This is a genomic window from Sporosarcina sp. Marseille-Q4943 (assembly GCF_943736995.1).
Taxonomy (GTDB): Bacteria; Bacillota; Bacilli; order Bacillales_A; family Planococcaceae; genus Sporosarcina.
This window is the reverse complement of the sequence record NZ_OX031157.1, coordinates 1950750-1968964: the sequence shown is the minus strand read 5'-3', so window position 1 is coordinate 1968964 and position 18215 is coordinate 1950750. Positions and strand designations below refer to the sequence as shown.

General features: G+C 46.6%; 17 protein-coding genes and 1 pseudogene. All 18 read right to left on the bottom strand.

What is annotated here, in order from left to right; genetic code table 11:
• Positions 1-476 precede the first annotated feature (476 nt).
• Positions 477-1013, bottom strand: coding sequence for a stage V sporulation protein T (spoVT, locus tag NIT04_RS18900; protein WP_060205952.1), 537 nt, complete (start codon positions 1011-1013; stop codon positions 477-479).
• Positions 1014-1101: 88 nt separating this feature from the next.
• Positions 1102-4632, bottom strand: a complete 3531-nt coding sequence (mfd, locus tag NIT04_RS18895) for a transcription-repair coupling factor (protein WP_252505031.1) — start codon at positions 4630-4632, stop codon at positions 1102-1104.
• A gap of 79 nt (positions 4633-4711) precedes the next feature.
• Entirely contained in the window at positions 4712-4951 is a 240-nt protein-coding gene (locus NIT04_RS18890; RefSeq protein WP_252505030.1) for an anti-sigma-F factor Fin, read from the bottom strand.
• 47 nt (positions 4952-4998) lie between these two features.
• A complete protein-coding gene (gene pth, locus NIT04_RS18885) occupies positions 4999-5562 on the bottom strand; it encodes an aminoacyl-tRNA hydrolase (RefSeq protein WP_252505029.1) in 564 nt (187 codons plus the stop codon).
• Between the two features lie 69 nt (positions 5563-5631).
• Complete coding sequence (locus NIT04_RS18880; RefSeq protein ID WP_252505028.1) at positions 5632-6264, bottom strand: 50S ribosomal protein L25/general stress protein Ctc; 633 nt, start codon at positions 6262-6264, stop codon at positions 5632-5634.
• An 82-nt stretch (positions 6265-6346) separates the two neighbouring features.
• On the bottom strand, positions 6347-7306 hold the full coding sequence (locus NIT04_RS18875) for a ribose-phosphate diphosphokinase (RefSeq protein ID WP_252505027.1): 960 nt from the start codon (positions 7304-7306) through the stop codon (positions 6347-6349).
• Positions 7307-7320: 14 nt separating this feature from the next.
• A complete protein-coding gene (gene glmU, locus NIT04_RS18870; RefSeq protein ID WP_252505026.1) occupies positions 7321-8691 on the bottom strand; it encodes a bifunctional UDP-N-acetylglucosamine diphosphorylase/glucosamine-1-phosphate N-acetyltransferase GlmU in 1371 nt (456 codons plus the stop codon).
• Between the two features lie 572 nt (positions 8692-9263).
• Positions 9264-10390, bottom strand: a pseudogene (locus NIT04_RS18865) (IS256 family transposase).
• A gap of 288 nt (positions 10391-10678) precedes the next feature.
• Positions 10679-10963, bottom strand: coding sequence for a septation regulator SpoVG (gene spoVG, locus NIT04_RS18860; protein ID WP_252505025.1), 285 nt, complete (start codon positions 10961-10963; stop codon positions 10679-10681).
• 208 nt (positions 10964-11171) lie between these two features.
• The gene (locus NIT04_RS18855; RefSeq protein ID WP_252505024.1) at positions 11172-11549 is read right to left on the bottom strand and encodes a RidA family protein; all 378 of its coding nucleotides are present in this window, start codon (positions 11547-11549) and stop codon (positions 11172-11174) included.
• A complete protein-coding gene (gene purR / locus NIT04_RS18850) occupies positions 11546-12379 on the bottom strand; it encodes a pur operon repressor (RefSeq protein ID WP_252505023.1) in 834 nt (277 codons plus the stop codon). The genes NIT04_RS18855 and purR overlap by 4 nt, the downstream gene beginning before the upstream one ends.
• Before the next feature lie 57 nt (positions 12380-12436).
• The gene (gene ispE, locus NIT04_RS18845) at positions 12437-13303 is read right to left on the bottom strand and encodes a 4-(cytidine 5'-diphospho)-2-C-methyl-D-erythritol kinase (protein WP_252505022.1); all 867 of its coding nucleotides are present in this window, start codon (positions 13301-13303) and stop codon (positions 12437-12439) included.
• 170 nt (positions 13304-13473) lie between these two features.
• A complete protein-coding gene (locus NIT04_RS18840; RefSeq protein WP_252505021.1) occupies positions 13474-13659 on the bottom strand; it encodes a small, acid-soluble spore protein, alpha/beta type in 186 nt (61 codons plus the stop codon).
• A gap of 124 nt (positions 13660-13783) precedes the next feature.
• Positions 13784-14050, bottom strand: coding sequence for a biofilm formation stimulator Veg (gene veg / locus NIT04_RS18835; protein WP_252505020.1), 267 nt, complete (start codon positions 14048-14050; stop codon positions 13784-13786).
• A 143-nt stretch (positions 14051-14193) separates the two neighbouring features.
• Positions 14194-15078 carry a 16S rRNA (adenine(1518)-N(6)/adenine(1519)-N(6))-dimethyltransferase RsmA gene (rsmA, locus tag NIT04_RS18830; RefSeq protein WP_252505019.1) on the bottom strand — a complete coding sequence of 295 codons (885 nt, stop codon included), beginning with the start codon at positions 15076-15078 and terminating at the stop codon, positions 14194-14196.
• On the bottom strand, positions 15071-15631 hold the full coding sequence (gene rnmV / locus NIT04_RS18825) for a ribonuclease M5 (protein WP_252505018.1): 561 nt from the start codon (positions 15629-15631) through the stop codon (positions 15071-15073). Before rnmV ends, rsmA begins: the two co-directional genes overlap by 8 nt.
• 382 nt (positions 15632-16013) lie before the next feature.
• Complete coding sequence (locus NIT04_RS18820) at positions 16014-17246, bottom strand: G5 and 3D domain-containing protein (protein ID WP_252505017.1); 1233 nt, start codon at positions 17244-17246, stop codon at positions 16014-16016.
• Positions 17247-17375: 129 nt separating this feature from the next.
• The gene (locus NIT04_RS18815) at positions 17376-18146 is read right to left on the bottom strand and encodes a TatD family hydrolase (RefSeq protein WP_252505016.1); all 771 of its coding nucleotides are present in this window, start codon (positions 18144-18146) and stop codon (positions 17376-17378) included.
• Positions 18147-18215 lie beyond the last annotated feature (69 nt).

Here is an 18215-nt window from a genome sequence, read left to right as displayed (position 1 = left end):
CAACCATTATATTTCGTGAGCGTTTTATGACATTTAGAAACATTTTATAGGTAATCCTCTACCTAATTTGTCATTTCAAGAGGCAATTATCGCTTATTTTAATCGTTAATTTGCACAACCAAATTTAAAACCCATCCCACAGCTTGTATAAGTGCTTTCACTATTTAGAAAGGCCATGCAAAATAGCATTTCGAAGAAGTGCAATTTACCAACTAAAGTGACAACCTAAATGCCTTTAAATGCTTTTCTTAATTGAATAAATCTTGTTCCATCATAAGAATGAATATTAACGCACATATTCCTACTAATGGGCGACGGTTTCGTTCTTATATCTCTCATGCTCATCTATCCAGTTTTCATTGGGATGATTAATGGCTTGGCAAATGACAGGAAGGCCACCGTTTTATAAAAAAATTGAATTCACGCGAAAAAACAGCCCACACGCACCGATCTTTCCGGTACATGCAGGCTGTTTTTCATTGTTCCATTTGTTTCGCCAAAAAATGTGCTGCAGTTTCTGCTGCTTTTTGTTCGGCTTCCCCGATGAAATGTACTTTCGATAGTAAATAGACGGCGCCAATTGTGTCCCCGCCCGCTACGATTGGAGCGATGCAGTAGGATTTCACTTGTTCGACTTGTCCAGGCACCCATTCCACTGCTTTTTCAAGCTTTTCCGTGACGATGGTGCGGCCCTTTAGGATATCTTCCACGTCCGGAGCCAATTGGCGGTTCAAATAATCTTTTTTCGATAATCCGGATACGGCGATCATTTCATCCCTGTCACTGATCAGGGCGGGTGTTCCGAGGGTTTCGTATAGTGTTTCTGCGTACTCTTTCGCAAATTGACCGAGCTCGGAAATAGGAGAATATTTCTTTAGGATAACCTCGCCATCCCTGTCGGTGAAGATTTCAAGCGGGTCCCCTTCGCGGATACGAAGCGTCCGTCTGATCTCTTTCGGGATGACCACCCTACCCAGATCATCAATTCTGCGCACGATTCCTGTTGCTTTCATGCATGATGCCTCACTTTCCAAAAATTAAAACCGTTTTCCGTTCGGACATAGTATGCATCATGCTTGGACATTTTATGCAACAGTTCCTTTAGACGGAATCTGCCGATGAGGGCTCTTTGATTGCCGATTGTAAAATTTTCATCATCTCTTCCAGCACATCGAATTCGGTTTTCTTGCCTGTATGGCGTTCATCCACCGTGATGATCAGCCTGCCATCTTCCATCGTAAAGCCGACAGCGCGACCGAATTCCATTGAGTCTGCGACGATTTTAGCGCCATCCGTCTTCGCCGTCCCTTCTTCAGTTAGACGGATTTCGATAATGGAGCGTTGTTTTTTGATCGATTCAACACCTGCTATGCGTCCCCATGCTTTGATTCTTCCGACGCGCAGCAACAAGTCTGCCTCTAACGGCAAGTCGCCGAACCGGTCTGTCATCTCATCGACGAGCTCGGAGTAATCCTCTTCGCTTTCAATCGCTTTCACCCGCTTATACATTTGGATCTTTTGGAAACCGTCTTTAATATACGAATCCGGCAAATACGCATTGACCGGCAATGAGATCTCGACATCCGGAATTTCCGATTTCACGACGCCCGTCTGCTTCTCTTCAATCGCTTCCTGTAGCATTTGCGAATAGAGATCGAAGCCGACAGAGTCGATAAAGCCGTGCTGCTGAGAGCCAAGCAAGTTCCCCGCGCCGCGAATCGACAAGTCCCGCATCGCAATTTTGAACCCGGACCCTAGCTCCGTGAATTCCTTGATTGCCTGCAGACGGTTTTCGGCCACCTCCGTCAGCACTTTGTCCCGCTGATAGAGGAAGTAGCCGTATGCGACACGGTTCGAACGTCCGACACGGCCGCGCAGCTGATACAGCTGGGATAAGCCCATACGGTCTGCGTCATGGACGATGAGCGTGTTAACGTTCGGAATATCGATTCCCGTCTCGATGATCGTCGTCGTGACAAGGACATCGTATTCGCCTTCTAGGAAGCTCAAAATTACCGATTCGAGTGTTGACTCGCTCATTTGCCCGTGTGCAAAGGCGACCCGTGCCTCCGGGACGAGCTGTTTGATTTCATCGACTTTGCGCGTCATGTCCTCCACGCGGTTGTATAAATAGAACACTTGACCACCGCGTCCCAGTTCCCGCTCGATCGCTTCCCGGACTAGGGCGAAGTTGTGCTCCATGACGTACGTCTGAACCGGGAAACGGTTTGCTGGAGGCGTTTCGATTACAGATAGGTCCCGGACACCAAGCATCGACATATGCAACGTCCGCGGTATCGGCGTCGCTGTCAATGTAAGGACGTCCACATTCGTTTTCAGCTGTTTCAGCTTTTCCTTGTGCGATACGCCGAAACGCTGCTCTTCGTCGACGATGAGCAGGCCTAGATCCTTATACACGACATCCTTGGAAAGGAGGCGATGGGTGCCGACGACGACATCGATCGTACCGGCCTTCAACCCTTTCAATGTTTCCGTCTGCTCTTTTCGTGTACGGAAACGGTTTAATAGTGACACTTCCACTGGAAACCCGGAGAACCGCTCTTTCATCGTCTCATAATGCTGCTGGGCAAGAATTGTCGTTGGGACGAGGAAAGCGACTTGCTTGCCATCAGCGACCGCCTTGAAAGCAGCCCGGATTGCCACTTCCGTTTTTCCGTACCCAACATCGCCGCAAAGAAGCCGATCCATCGGACGCTCTTTCTCCATATCTCGTTTCACTTCAGCGATGGAACGCAGCTGGTCCTCCGTCTCGTCGTATGGGAATGCATTTTCAAATGAACGCATTAGATCATCATCTGCCGAAAACGCATACCCTTTTTCGGCTTCGCGCTTTGCATAAAGTTTGATTAGATCATCCGCAATGTCTTTGACAGCGGATGACACTTTGCTCTTCGTCTTTTTCCATTCAGCGCCGCCGAGTTTATGGAGTTTCGGCTCCTTTTCTCCGGAAGCAACATATTTCTGGATCAAATCGATTTGATCCGCAGGAACGAAAAGTTTATCCTCTCCCCGATAACGGATATCGAGATAGTCTTTATGGACGCCGCCCACTTCGAGCGTCACGACGCCATAATATTTACCGATGCCGTGGTGAACGTGGACGATATGATCCCCAGGCTTGATTTCCGAATAGCTTTTGATGCGCTCTGCATTTGTCATTTTTTGCGGACGGGCTTTCCGCTTCGGTTTCCCTTTGAACAACTCCGCGTCCGTAATGACCGCAAGACGTTGGAATGGCAATTCGAATCCCGCAGACAAATCCCCTTCGATGATGGAGATCGTACCCGCTTTAGGCTTGCCGTTCAATGCCGCATCCATCTCATAGTCTCTTAGAATCGATTGGACTTTCTTCATCCGTTCTTTTCCATCAGCAATGACGAAGATATTGTACTTCCCTTGCTGCCAACGTTCAATTTCGTTTTTCAACAAGTTCATCTGCCCATGAAATTCCTGCATCGGTTTGCATGAAAACGAAACGTTTTTCTTTAAAGTAATTCCCGGCACAGCCCGGACGAACAATGATAAGTATGACTTTTGCTGATCGAGCATTTTGTGCATTTCTTCGAATGAAAACGAGATTTTTGCATCATGGACAATCTTGCCTTCCTCGAGAAGTGTCAGAAACCATTCCTTCTCCTCGCTTTCAAGGGAGGATGACACTTCAAGAATCCGTCCTATTTCATCAAATAAAACTATTCCGTCCTCTGGAAAATAATCGCCAAGATAGGATGGGACACGGTCAGAAAATGATACATATTTCATCATCCCTTCCGGAGTGATGCCGTCCCGCAAAAGGCCGATATCCCGGGTGACGTTCATCGTCAGGGATTCTTTCGCCTCTTCATTCTTCATCCGCTTCAAACTTGCACCGAGGGCAACCTCCAAATTCGAGGCCATTTGCGATAATTCAGCTGCTCCCCACACATGTTCCGTCGCAGGAAGGATCGTAACTTCTTTCAGTTTATCGGTCGAACGCTGATCTTCTGCGGAAAAGGCCCGGATAGAGTCGACATCTGTATCGAACAGCTCGATCCGGATCGGGTTTTCCATATTCAATGGATACACGTCCAAAATACCGCCTCGAAGAGCAAAATCCCCTGGCGCGGTTACCATGTCCTGTCTTCCATAGCCCATTTCCACAAGTTTCCGCGTCCAGTCGTCCACGTCAATGCTGTCATCCAAATGGACAGACAAGGAATTATCGAGCCATTTCTCTTTCGGAGGAAGGAGTTTCTTCATTCCCGCTACAGGCGTAATATAAATCCCTTTGCCAACGCGTGCCATATGGTCGAGTGTGTCGATTCGATTTGCACGCAGTTCATAACTGGACACAGAAAAATCGGCAGCGATCAATTCCTCTGCCGGATACAAATGAACGAGTGAATCGCCAAGCATCTTCACAAGGTCTTCGTATGTACGTTGTGCTTGCAGCATGTTGGGAGTGATAATCAGGATCGGCTTCTCTGCGGACTGCTGGACAGTCTTAAAAAAGACGGCCTTTGCGCCACCCGATAGGCCCGCCAGCAATTGACGGTCCTGTCCTGTTTTCAACTCCTCAACTACTTTAGTAATCTCTTTGTCTTGTAGAAATAAATCTATGAGCGCATCCAATGATTATTTGCCTCGCTTTGCAGTAGATAAAATTAAGTGAAAAAAGCTTTGCGCGCATGATACGCCAAAGCAGAGAATTCTATTGTATCCATTTCCGTAATGCATAGTAATCCGGATTCATTCGCAGCGACTGTTCACATTGCTCACAAATGCAACGAACTGTCATTGAACCATTATCATCATATTCTAGGAAATGCTCGCCATTCCCTTCTTCTGCCTTTTGCAGTTCTCGGATAACCTCTTCGGCAGATGCGAACGGAATGCTGCCGACCTCAGTATTGCAATGTCTGCAAGAATAACGTAAATTCTTCAGTTTCATCGGCCCCTTTTTAACAAAGTATAGGCGGATGAACCGATGATTATTCCTTAAGTGCCATTATAGTTATTCATTATTTCTAAAAAAGGACTCTTGAGCCAATCCATACATGCAGCAGCGCTTTTTTCTACCATCTCGTCAATAAGCGGCTGTTCTTCCTTGCTGAATGGGGCCAGTACATAGTCGGATACTTTCATGCCGCCTGTTGGACGACCGATTCCCATGCGGATTCTGTTGAAGGAATCGGAGCCAAGGTGGGCAATCAACGACTTCATGCCGTTATGGCCACCAGCGCTTCCTTTTTGGCGCAATCGTAATTTGCCAGGAACAAGATCCAGATCATCGTAGAGGACGACAATATCTTCGAGCTCGATATCGTAATAGTCCATGAGCGGACCGACACATTCGCCGGACAGATTCATGTATGTTAAAGGTTTGACGAGCATCACTTTTCCTTCCGGACGGTGGATGATCGTATAAGCGCCGTTAAATTTCATTTGCATGGCAGGCGCATCCAGCCGGCCTGCCAATTCATCGATTGCCTGGAATCCGACGTTATGCCGAGTCTTCTCGTATTGCTTCCCCGGATTTCCGAGGCCGATTATCATTTTCATAAGGCGTATCTTCCTTTTGATTTCTTTATAAAAAGGGCGCACGCTTTACACGTGCGCTCCAACAGTTGCTTATTCTTCCTCTTTTTCACCGATGACTTCCGGTTCTGCATCTGCAGCACCCGTATCAGCTTCAAGTTCCTCCAATTCCTCTTCGGAACGTGGAGCGGAGATAGTCACAAGTGCGTAATCATCATCCGTAATAATTTCAAATTTGGATTTCCCGCGTACGTCTGCGACTGACAACGTGTCGCCGATTTGCATTTCGGAAATATCGACTTCAAACGACTCCGGAATATCCGAAGGTTTGACTTTGATTGTCACTTCGCGGTTTGGCTGTTGTACGACGCCGCCTTCCTTCTCGCCGATCGATTCGCCGACAAGTTGCACTGTAACGTCGACTTCAAGCTCTTCAGCCATATCAATCGAAAGGAAGTCCGCATGGCGAATCTCGCCTCTCAAAGCATCTTCCTGAAATTCGTTCAATACGACATTCAATTTCTTGCCGTCAAGTTCAAGCTGAATGACACCATTACGTCCTACTTCACGCAATGTTTTCAATAGTTCGCCTTCTCTTACGGCAATCGGTGTGTTTTCTACATTATATCCATAAACGACTGAAGGGATGAACCCATCATTTCTTAGTGCTGTTAATGCTGATCTCGTTTTTGTTTCTCTTGTTTTCGACTGAATTGCTGTACTCATTTGCGTAGTCACCTTTCCTGAAAAAAGTTATTCTATCTCTTGAAATACCCAAAATCAGACGACATGAAACTAACTAGATTGCTTATTCAAACAACGTGCTGACAGATTTTTCTTCAAATACACGGATAACTGCTTCACCTAAAAGCTTGGCAATTGATAATTGCTTGATTTTCGGTGACTTTTTGCTTTCCGGCAGTTCGATTGAATTCGTGATGACCAATTCTTTTATTTGCGAATTGTCGATCCGCTCGATTGCAGGGCCGGATAATACTGGATGCGTACAGCAAGCGTACACTTCCTTTGCGCCATTCTCGATGATCGCGTTCGCTGCGATTGTAATCGTTCCGGCAGTATCGATGATATCATCGATGAGGATAGCTGTTTTCCCTTCAACGTTTCCTACGATGCTCATCACTTCGGCAACGTTTGGACGTGGACGGCGTTTGTCAATAATTGCAATTGGTGCCTTCATGCGATCCGCCATTTTTCGTGCACGTGTAACACCGCCATGATCCGGAGATACGATGACGAGTTCATTGCCTTCCAAGCCTTTTCCTTTGAAGTATTCCGTTAAAATCGGCTCTGCTACGAGGTGATCGATTGGAATGTCAAAGAAGCCTTGGATTTGCGGTGCATGCAAATCAATGGCGATGACGCGGTCCGCACCAGCTTTTTCAAGCAAGTTCGCTACAAGCTTCGCCGTGATCGGTTCACGAGAACGTGCTTTGCGGTCTTGGCGTGCATATCCATAATAAGGCATGACAACATTGATTGTACGGGCAGATGCGCGCATCAATGCGTCAATCATGATAAGGAGCTCCATCAGGTTATCATTGACTGGATAGGAGGTTGATTGGATGACAAAGACATCGCAACCTCGGATACTTTCTTCGATATTGATTTGAATTTCTCCGTCGCTGAAACGTTTGACGGAGCACTTGCCGAGTGGGCGTCCGATTTCGTCCGCTACTTCTTGTGCAAGTGTTTCATTGGAATTTAAAGAGAATATCTTCAGTTTATCATTAGGATAATGATTAGCCATCATGGTCCCCCTGGTTAGTTAAGATTTAATTTTGTTGCGTATCCTTCTTTATTCTCCTGGCGCGCGCGCCCAATTGCAAGTGAACTTTCTGGGACATCTTTTGTAATGGTCGATCCAGCCGCTACATAAGCACCTTTTCCAATTTTTACAGGTGCAACTAAGTTGGAATTACAGCCGACAAACGAGTCATCTTCGATTGTTGTCTGGTGCTTGTTTTTTCCGTCGTAATTCACCGTGATTGTTCCGCAGCCGATGTTGACATTTGTGCCGACTTCCGCATCACCGATATAGCTGAGGTGGGAAACCTTGCTTCCTTCTCCTAAACTTGACTTTTTAACTTCGACGAAATTGCCGATTTTTACATTGTCGCTGAGTTTGGATTCCGGACGGATATGTGCGAACGGGCCTACTGTCGTACCGGACCCGATAACGCTGTCCCGTACAACTGACGAATGGATGGTTGTAGACTCGCCAATTTCACTATTGGCGATATGACTATTCGGTCCAATGATACATTTTTCCCCGATGACCGTCTGTCCTTCGATCATCGTGCCTGGTTGAAGAACTGCATCCCGACCGATTTTGACATCCGCGCTAATGTACGTGTTGTCTGGGTCGATGATTGTTACACCGTTGCGCATATGGGATTCTGCAATCCTTTGGCGCATCACTTTCTCCGCTTCCGACAGGATGACCCGGTCGTTGATACCGATCGTTTCGCTGAAATCGTCGGTTACATAGGCGGAAATCAACGCCTGTTCAGCCTTCAGAATACCAATGACATCAGGCAGATAATATTCGCCTTGCGCGTTATCGTTCTTCACTTTTTTCAGAGCTTCAAACAGTGCGCGGTTGTCAAAACAGTAGGTTCCTGTATTAATTTCGGTCACTTTCCGCTCTTCAGGGGATGCATCCTTATGTTCAACGTTGCGAAGGACGTTTCCTTGCTCATCCCGGATAATGCGTCCGTAGCCCGTAGGATCATCGGCGTGCGCGGTCAGGATTGTCGCTTTTGCCTTCGTGTCGGAGTGGTGCGCAATCAGTGCTTGCATCGTTTCCGATTTGATGAGCGGTGTGTCTCCGCAGACGACGAGCGTAATCCCTTCGAGTTCGCCTAGCCGGTCCTCTGCCTGCTGAACTGCATGTGCTGTGCCGAGCTGTTCTGCCTGAATGGCATATTCGCTTTTGGCACCGAGTGTTTCTTCTACCATTTCTGCTCCGTGGCCGACAATCGTTACGATTTTATCCGCGCCGATTCCGAGGATATGGTCGACAACATGTTCGACCATCGGTTTTCCACAGACAGGATGCAATACTTTATATAAATCGGACTTCATCCGCGTCCCTTGCCCTGCAGCTAGGACGATGGCATATGTATTCGTCATTTGCTGGCCTCCATCCATAATTTCATTATTGACTATAGCCGAAAATAATATAAATTTCAACTATACCCTCTTGACAACGGCAGATAATTCTTTTAATATTGTTCGTTTCTTTTTTCTTTCTAGATAAAAATGGGGATTTCTCATAATGCTTACCTGTCTTAAGTTTCTCTTTTGGTCGTGGAACCGCTCGCTTTGGACGCGGGACCCCTCGCTTTGGGCGCAGAACCGCTTACTTTGGGCGCGGGACCCCTCGCTTTGAGCGCGGAACTGCTCGCTTTGGGCGCAGAACCGCTTACTTTGGGCGCGGAACCCCTCACTTTGGGCGTGGAACTGCTCGCTTTGAGTCAAGTCCAATATCTTGTGTAAATTCCCTGTCAATGTTTCCACAAAGTATTTCAAAAATATATAAGGCAGTAAACAATGGGCCTAGGATTCAGCTACTCGCAACTTTACTTGGAGAAGCGGGCATGATAGCCTTGGCGGGAAAAGCCAGCCCTTTGAGCTGGATTTCCTGGCTTGGGACTCATGCCCGCAGAGGCTCCATGTCAAGTTGCTTGACGACACATTAAGTCTTACGACTTATTAGTTGGAAACAATCTTTTTCCCCAGTGTTTATTTGATTCTACGTAACTGATAAGGACAGCGCCGATTAACGTGAAGGCAGACTGCGTGTTTGGGAAGATTCGGATCACCCTTTCACGCCTGCGAATCTCTCCATTCAGCCTTTCCACGCTATTAGTGCTTCGAATTGATTTTGGTGTGAAATAGGGAAATTCATATATTGAATTGAATCCTCGAATCCTTCATCGAGTATAGTCAACGCTTTTTGGTACTTGGGATTCTCCTCATACTTTTCGAAGAACAGATCTTTTAGGTTTCGTAGAGTGTCCATCTCTTCTGCGGCAAATATGCTTTTCAGGAGGCTGATTGCTTCCTGGCTGTCTTTCTTTGGCATGGCTTCAACGATGTTGCGTTTAAAGTGGACATTGCATCGTTTCCAGGAGGTGCCCACAAAGTCTTGTTGAATCGCCTTTTTGAGGCCTTCATGTGCATCTGAGACGACTAGTTTCGGCGATTGTAACCCTCTTGAGATAAGGTGTTGGAAAAAGGCAGACCAACTTTTAAAGCTTTCATTGTGATCCACTTTCAAGCCAAGAATTTCCCGCCGTCCCTCTTTGTCAATCCCGAGGGCGAGGTATGCAGCCTTGGAGACGACACGGTTGTGCTCCCTGACTTTAATGTACATGGCGTCCACAAATAAGTAGGGGAAGTATTTTGTGTTTAGTGGCCGATTCGCCCATTCGTTGACGATAGGGTCCAGCTTAACTGTCAGAGAAGAGACGAAGGATTTGGATACACTCTTTCCGCAGAGCTGTTCCACGATATTAGTGACTTTTCTTGTCGATACGCCATTTACAACCATCTCAAGCATGGAAAGGACAAGAGCCTGGTCACATCTTGCATATCTTTCAAAGACTGAAGGCGCAAAATCGCCTTGACGGGTGCGAGGTACCTTCAATGTAATTTTTCCGATACTCATGGTTAGATCTCGTTCATAGTAGCCGTTCCGATAGTCAATACGTTCGACAGAACGTTCATAGGAGGCAGCCTTCAAGTACTCGTCCCGTTCCATTTCCATATATTCATTCAACACTAAGACAATTGTCGATTTAACAACAGCTTCAATGTTTGAATTCATCACAGAGTCTTTTAAAATATCCATATCTAGGTTAAAATTAAGTTGGGCCATTTTCCATTCCTCCAAATGTTTATCGTGGTTGAAAACATTTTATCACAGGGATGGAAAAGGCCTTTTCCTATTTACACAATTATATGGACTTAACCTCGCTTTGGGCGCGGGACCCCTCGCTTTGGACGCTCGCGGCTTTCTCTTTAATCCTTAAATGAGTACAAAACAAAAAGACTGTTACAGATAGTCAGATGACTTCTGTACAGCCTCTTGGTTGCTTATTCTAAATCCATTCACTTACGCCCCGGCTTCTTCCAAAATACCTTTTTCCTCGACCATATGATACGCGGTTAGGACGGCATCTTGGACTTTCATCCTTGCCGTAGTATTGATGGGATGCGCCACGTCGCGGAATTCCCCTTCCGGCGTGCGTTTGCTTGGCATTGCGACAAACAATCCGTCATTCCCCTCAATGACACGGATATCATGTACAACAAATTCCCCGTCCAAGGTAATCGATGCGATCGCCCTCATTCGGCCGTCCGTCTCAACTTTCCTCAGTCTGACATCAGTAACTTCCATTACTTCCCCACTCCCTTTGTTGTTTCGTTTAGCTTCGGGCTTCGATGCGCCCTACGCTTTTGTTTTACAATGCTCAAAGATTAGATTCTACAAAAGTCAGCAATTCCCTTTTATTTTTTCAAACTTTTTCTAAAAAACTTTTTTCGTGGTCTTTTAAGCAATAAAAATGGCGGCATGCTCATATTCCGAGCGTGCCGCCACATATTAATTATTCGCCTGCAAGAGCGATGACTTCGATTTCAACTGAAGCGTCTTTCGGTAGCCTTGCCACTTCCACTGTCGAACGGGCAGGAGTATGTGATCCGAAATGTTGTGCATATACGTCGTTTAAAGCTGCAAATTGGTTCATGTCCTTGATGAACACTGTCGCCTTGACGACTTGGTCAAGGGAAGAGCCTGCCTCTTCCAATACGGCCTTCAAGTTAGCGAAAACTTGGTTCGTCTGCTCTTCGATTGTTCCTTCGACGAGTAGTCCGTCCGGTGTCATCGGAAGTTGTCCGGATGTGTATATTAATCCATTCACTTTCACTGCTTGTGCGTATGGTCCGATTGCTTTCGGCGCGTTTTCTGTAGCTACATAGTTCATTTCGTTTTTCCACCCTTCATGAAATAATTTCCTTCTTCCAGTTCGATTGTGCGGTCCTTCTCATTCACTGCGCGGAGCTTGACCAGAGATAGATAATCTTCTACGAGTACTTCCTCGGTATGTTCCGCCTCTACTAGGACAGCGATTCCCGCAAGCTCGCAGTCGAATTCCTCTAGTAGATTCTTCATGCCTGCCATCGTCCCGCCCGCTTTCATGAAGTCATCGGTGATCAATACTCGTTTACCGCTCTTCATACTTCTTTTCGACAATACCATCGTCTGGATACGACGAGTGGAACCAGACACGTAATTGATGCTGACGGTCGATCCTTCCGTCACCTTGCTATCCCTCCGGACGATGACGACAGGGACATTCAAGTGGCGTGCAATCGCATGGGCAATTGAAATGCCTTTTGTAGCGACTGTCATGATTACGTCAATCTCCGTGTCGCCGAAGGCAGATGCAAACACTTTTCCGATGCGGTCCATAACTTTTGGATCGCCTAAGAAGTCTGTCATATATAAATAACCGCCCGGCAGTAGACGGTCCGACCGCCCAAGACTTTCTTTAATGTGGGCCATCACTTCACGGACTTCCGTTTCGGAGACTTGCGGAATATATTTCACACCGCCGGCAGCACCCGAAACAGTCATCAGCTTACCTGTCCCATTCTCTTCGAACGTCTCCTTAATAATTGCCAAGTCTTCGCTAATGGATGACTTCGCCGCATGATAGCGCTCGGAAAAGAAAGTGAGCGGTATGAGTGTATGAGGATTTTCCAATAGGTGACGCGTCATATCGACGAGTCTTCCGCTCCTTTTCCACTTCATCGTTAACAACCCCTAAATCCGAATATTTTAATCGTACATTATCATAATTGTACGCCTTTAATCAAGCAGAAAACGTTCTCCCGTCATTCTGACAGCATGAACTTCTTTGCAAAAGCCCTTTAATCCATTGTAGATCCTCGAGACTCTCGCTTCCTGCCTGACGAAGCCGAAAACGGTCGGTCCACTTCCGCTCATCAATACTGCATCGGCACCGAACTGGTTCATTTTCTCCTTTAAGACGACGACTTGTGGATGCATTTTCATCGTCACCGGCTCTAGGACATTGCCCAAGGACGCGCACATTTTGTCGTAATCCCCTGAGTGCAACGCTTCAAGCATGCCTGCTGTGTCAGGATGCTCGATGGAGTTGACATCGAGATTCCGGTAGATATCTGCCGTAGAGACGGAGATTGAAGGTTTTGCGAGAATGACCCAACAGTTAGGCGGTGCCGGCAAATGCTGTATCTGCTCGCCTCGTCCTTTTGCAAGAGCAGTGCCTCCATGCACGCAGAATGAGACATCCGATCCGATCTTTGAGCCGATATCGGCCAATTCGTCCGCGCTCAGCTGCAGATTCCAAAGCCGATTTAACCCGCGCAATGTAGCCGCGGCATCGGAACTGCCGCCCGCAAGTCCTGCAGCAACAGGAATTTTTTTGTCGAGCATAATTTCGACCCCGTCACGGATGCCGTATTTCCGCTTAAGCAGGTCCGCTGCTTGATAAGCCAAATTTTTTCGGTCATTCGGCACGAACCGTTCAGACACTTTTATGTGAATTTGCCCGTCATTCGATGGGCGAAGCCAGACACGGTCAGCCAAATCGACTGTCGTCATGATCATTTCCACTTCATGAAAACCGTCAGGGCGTTTATGTAGGACATCAAGTGTCAGGTTGATTTTTGCAGGCGCTTTCTCATATAACATCCAGCCCCCTCCATTCCAAGCTTGTCATTGTTCCCTATTTTACCATAGGGTGATTGGATTTCATCCTCAAACTTACACCGATGGACAAAATAAAGAAAAGAGCTGCACGGCGTCTGTAACGACATCCATGCAGCTCTTCCTTTGTCAGTCGTTCGTGAGATGGGTGGACCTTAGCTGTCGTTCCGTTTTTCCGCCATTCCACGCTCAGCCATTTGAATGGCATGCTTCACCATATTACCGGCGTCACGCGATTTGATGCCTCCCCAACCTTCCCGCTGAACAACATCGTAAAAGCCAAGCTCTTTCGCAATTTCTTCCTTCAAGTGCTCAGACATTATACTCCGTCTTCTCGCCATTAGGTTTTTCCTCCTTTTCGACTGACAAATCTAGTATGGGCAATGAAGATAAAAAAACACCTATGCTTCCGGGTAGGAATGCATAGGCATTTTAATAAAAAACAATGCATGATTGCTTTAAAGACTATTTGACGATGAGCGCAGTTTCGTCTCCGTCATCCAGAACTGTTATTTCGACTGCTTCAGTCAAAATATCCGCGTAGCTGTAAGACACCCTTTCAAAAGCATTTTCATCCTGGTCCAGTTCAACAACAAAAACTGCCCGATACGTCTCACGAAGGATTCCGGCACGTTCAATCGTTTTCTTACGGCCTCCGTTTGCTTTTAAGTGCAAACGTTTCCCCAAGTGAGCATCCAATGACTTCTTAATGTCCGCTAATGTTTTTGGCACGTCGCTTACACCTCACTGGATACAAGTATAACACTTTTAAAAAGTTCTGTCAATTAAAAGAAGAATTTTATCAGTAAAACCTTATCGTTGTCAATTCTTTTTTCGCTATTATCGATTGTTTAAGCCAAGAAACGCCCTATTTGTCATGACTTTTTGAAATCGGAATACAAAGCGTTCGACAATTTCCCAAATTCCTCGATGGATAATGTTTCGCCTCTCCTGCCGGAATCCATGCCGATCCGCTCGAATGCCTCGAGAATCTGTTCTTTCTTCGCCTTTCCGTCAGGCAAGGAAGATTGCAGATTGTTGAGCAACGTTTTTCTCCTTTGGACGAACGAACCCCTTGCCACTTCGAATAGGAAGTCTTCATCTATCACTTCTACTGGCGGCTCTGCTTTTTTTGTCAGCTTCAACACCGCTGATTCGACATTCGGCTGCGGGATGAACACCGTCCTCGGCACAATCATCGAAACTTCGGCATCCATGTAATATTGCACCGCAATCGATAGAGATCCGTACGCTTTCGTACTTGGGGATGCTGTGATGCGATCTGCCACTTCCTTTTGCATCATGATCACCATGCCCCGGATCGGAACTTTACCAAGCAGGAATTTCATGATGATCGGCGTCGTAACGTAATAAGGGAGGTTGGCAACGACGACAATGTCATCAAATCCACTGAACTGTTCCTCGACAACTTTATTCAAATCTGCCTCAAGCACGTCCTGATTGATGATCGTGACATTGTCATACGGTGATAACGTATCTTCCAACACGGGCAGCAGGCGCCCATCAATTTCAAATGCGACGACCTTGGCCGACGACCGTGCTAGATGCTCCGTCAACGCCCCGATTCCTGGACCGATTTCGATGACGCCCGTCTTGTCCGTCAACCCGGCATGCGAAACGATGTTACGTAAAATATTTGGGTCGATCAAAAAGTTTTGCCCTAGGCTCTTTTTGAATGAAAACCCGTGCTTCTCCAAAATTTCCTTTGTTCTAATAGGTGTTGCGATATCCCTATTCATGGCCATCCTCCTCGTGCAGGACTTTCAATGCCTCCATTAATTGATGTTGCCCAATCCGGAACATTTCAAGTCTCTTTTTCAATCCTTTGCCGTTCACTTGTCCGATTTGCAGTAGTTCGCTGAGCCGGTCACGCCGTTTTTTCGCGTCGGGATGGCCAATAAGCCTTTCATCCAACAGCAACCGCAAAGGGATTTCCTCAACGGGTTGGACATCGACGGAATAGACCGCTTCCAACGCTTTTTGGATATCTTCATCTTTCGCATGCTCGATGCCAAGTCCTTGCCCGTTTTTCGCGATTGTTTTCGATTTATGCAGAAATGCGTGCTTTACTCCCGGAATCCGCTCTTCGATAATGGAACGAATCCTTCTGCCTGGAAAATCGGGATCGGTGAATACGATGACCCCTCGCGTTTCTTGGGCGAGTCGAATCCGGTCCAATGTCTTTTCGTCAATCGCCGATCCGTTTGTCTCGATCGTATCAGCCCCTGTCGCCCTTTTGATTGCGACTGTATCGGATTTTCCCTCTACGACAATTATTTCTTTTATTTTCACTGTGACCCTCATTTCGTTAGGTTACGTTTGTTTAATTTTACGTGTTGAAGCGGCTATTGTACAGGCGAGCCGCTTATAATCACCAACTACTGGGTTTCCGTTCCAGGCGGACGCTTTCCAATCGAACAGCGAAGGATTCGATTTGCCGTATTTCTGCGTATTTTGTAGAAATTAAGGCAGCCGCATCCCGCAATATCCTGCTCCCAACGCTTCGCTTATGCTCGCAAATGCCGTTCTTCGTAACGGCGTTCGCAGGAGTCACCGCCTTCCACTCAAATCCCCTAAATCCTTACCAATTATAGATACCTTAGAAAGATGAAAAAATCCGTGGGACTGGTTAAGCCCCACGGATGGATGTGGAAATAAAATGATTGCTATGGAATTAGTCGATCACTTTGATTTTCACTGTGCGGCGACCGAAATTGTACGCTGCCGCCTTTGTCGGTACATGAAGGTCGATCTTCTTCCCTTTTATCGCTCCGCCGGTATCTCCTGCGACTGCGTATCCGTATCCTTCAACCCAAACTTTGGAGCCGAGCGGGATGACACTAGGATCTACGGCAATGACTTTCAGATTCGGATTGGCCCTCAAGTCTATGCCTGTTGCTGTTTTCCCTGTGCAGCCGTTACAGTGCGCTGTATAGGCAGTAGCGGTTACGTAAAATTCCTTCCCGCCGGAAGGTGCTGCCGAGCTGCCGCGAGATACTGCGACATTGGATTTTTTCTTGACGGCGCTTGCCATTACCACTTTGGAACCGACCGCAACAATTTTCTTTTGCGGTTCCTGAATGACTCTTTCATTCAATAACGTACGAGATACTTCCTTGCCATTCTCTTTGACAATTTCAAACTTGCGTTCAACAGATCCCTTTTTGCCTTCTTGGACAACCTTTTCCCGTCCTTTTAGCAATTTGGCATCGCTCTTCGTTACAACCGCAAAATTTGTTGGTTCTTCCACTACATCGGTGACCTTTTCCACTCGTATGACTTCAACTATGGAACCTGGCTTCACGAATCCGTCAGCCTTCCGGTTCAGCTTGTCATGTTCATTCAATTGAATGTTCTCTTTCTTTAAAAAGTCAGCGACCGTAGTCGAAGTGGACCACATTTGTTTCTCATTCCCGCCATCGATAAGCGTCAATTGGAACGCTTTTTGAACATTGATGCGCAGATCTTCTCCGAGACTTTCATCTGGATTTGGCGTGACCTTATCATGCTCCGAAAGCTTGATGTCGGCCTTGGCTAAAATATCGCCGACTTTCCGATCAGTCGTCCAAACCTTTTCAGTTTCCTTGCCTGTTTGAATCTCTACTTGCTTTGCCTGTTCCCACCTGATCGATAATCCTTCCTCGATCGTGGTATTCACTGAGGGTGTTACTAAATCGTGTTCGGCAACTTCGAAATCCTCGCTGGATAGAAGTTGCCCAACTGTATGTGCAGATGTTTTTATTTCAATTTGCTCATCGTTCACATGTAGTGTGACCGATTTCTTAGATCCTTCGTAAAGAACAAGTGAAATGATTGAAACGAATAACGCAAATGCTATAGAAAAAATTGCTATTCGTTTACTCCTCAATGACATCGAGAACAGATTTTTCATGGTATTTTTTGTCATGAAAAAACTCCTCCTTTATCACTCGGCAAATTATAAAGCTTCCAATTCGACGTGTCAACTTATAGAATCTCCAGTCTTTTCACTGAGGACGGATGAATCCAGTCGGGAAGCCGTACAATCACCTTCATATTATTTCGAAATACGGAATATCCTTAAAGCATTTTCGGTCGTTCTCTTTGCCACCTCTTCAACTGGAATGTCCTTTAGACTGGCAATTTCCTCCGCCACGAGCGTGACGAGCGCCGGCTCATTCCGTTTTCCGCGATGAGGGTGGGGAGCAAGGTAAGGAGCATCCGTTTCAATCAATAAATGATCCAAAGGAATGTCTGTTGCGACTTGCTTCGGCATTTTTGCATTTTTGAAGGTGACAGGGCCGCCAAGGGATATGAGGAAATTCATATCAATGCACTCTTTCGCAGTCTCGACGCTGCCGCCGTAGCAGTGCATAATGCCACCCGTAATGTGGGCCTCCTCTTCCTTCAATATCCTGACGACATCCCCGGTTGCGTCGCGATTGTGGATGATGACGGGAAGGTCGACTTTTTGCGCAAGCCGGATCTGCTTCCGGAACAATTCTTGCTGAACGTCCTTCGGTGATTTGTCCCAATAATAATCCAAACCGGTTTCCCCGATGCCGACGACTTTCGGATGTGCCGCTAACGATTCGATCCATTCCAGATCTTTGTCGGTGCAATCGATAGCATCTACAGGATGCCAGCCGACGACAGCGTAAATGAACGGATATTGCTCTGCCAACTCCATTGCCTTCTCGATCGTTACACGATCAAAGCCGACAACGACCATTTTTTCGACCCCCGCGTCAATTGCGCGTTGTATGACTTCTTTAACGTCTTCTTCGTATTGGTCTGCATTTAAATGAACATGAGTATCGATATACATTTTGCGTCTCTCCTCACAAGCTCCATTCTATTTCAATGGTTTATGTCTTACGTTACAGTATGGTAACAA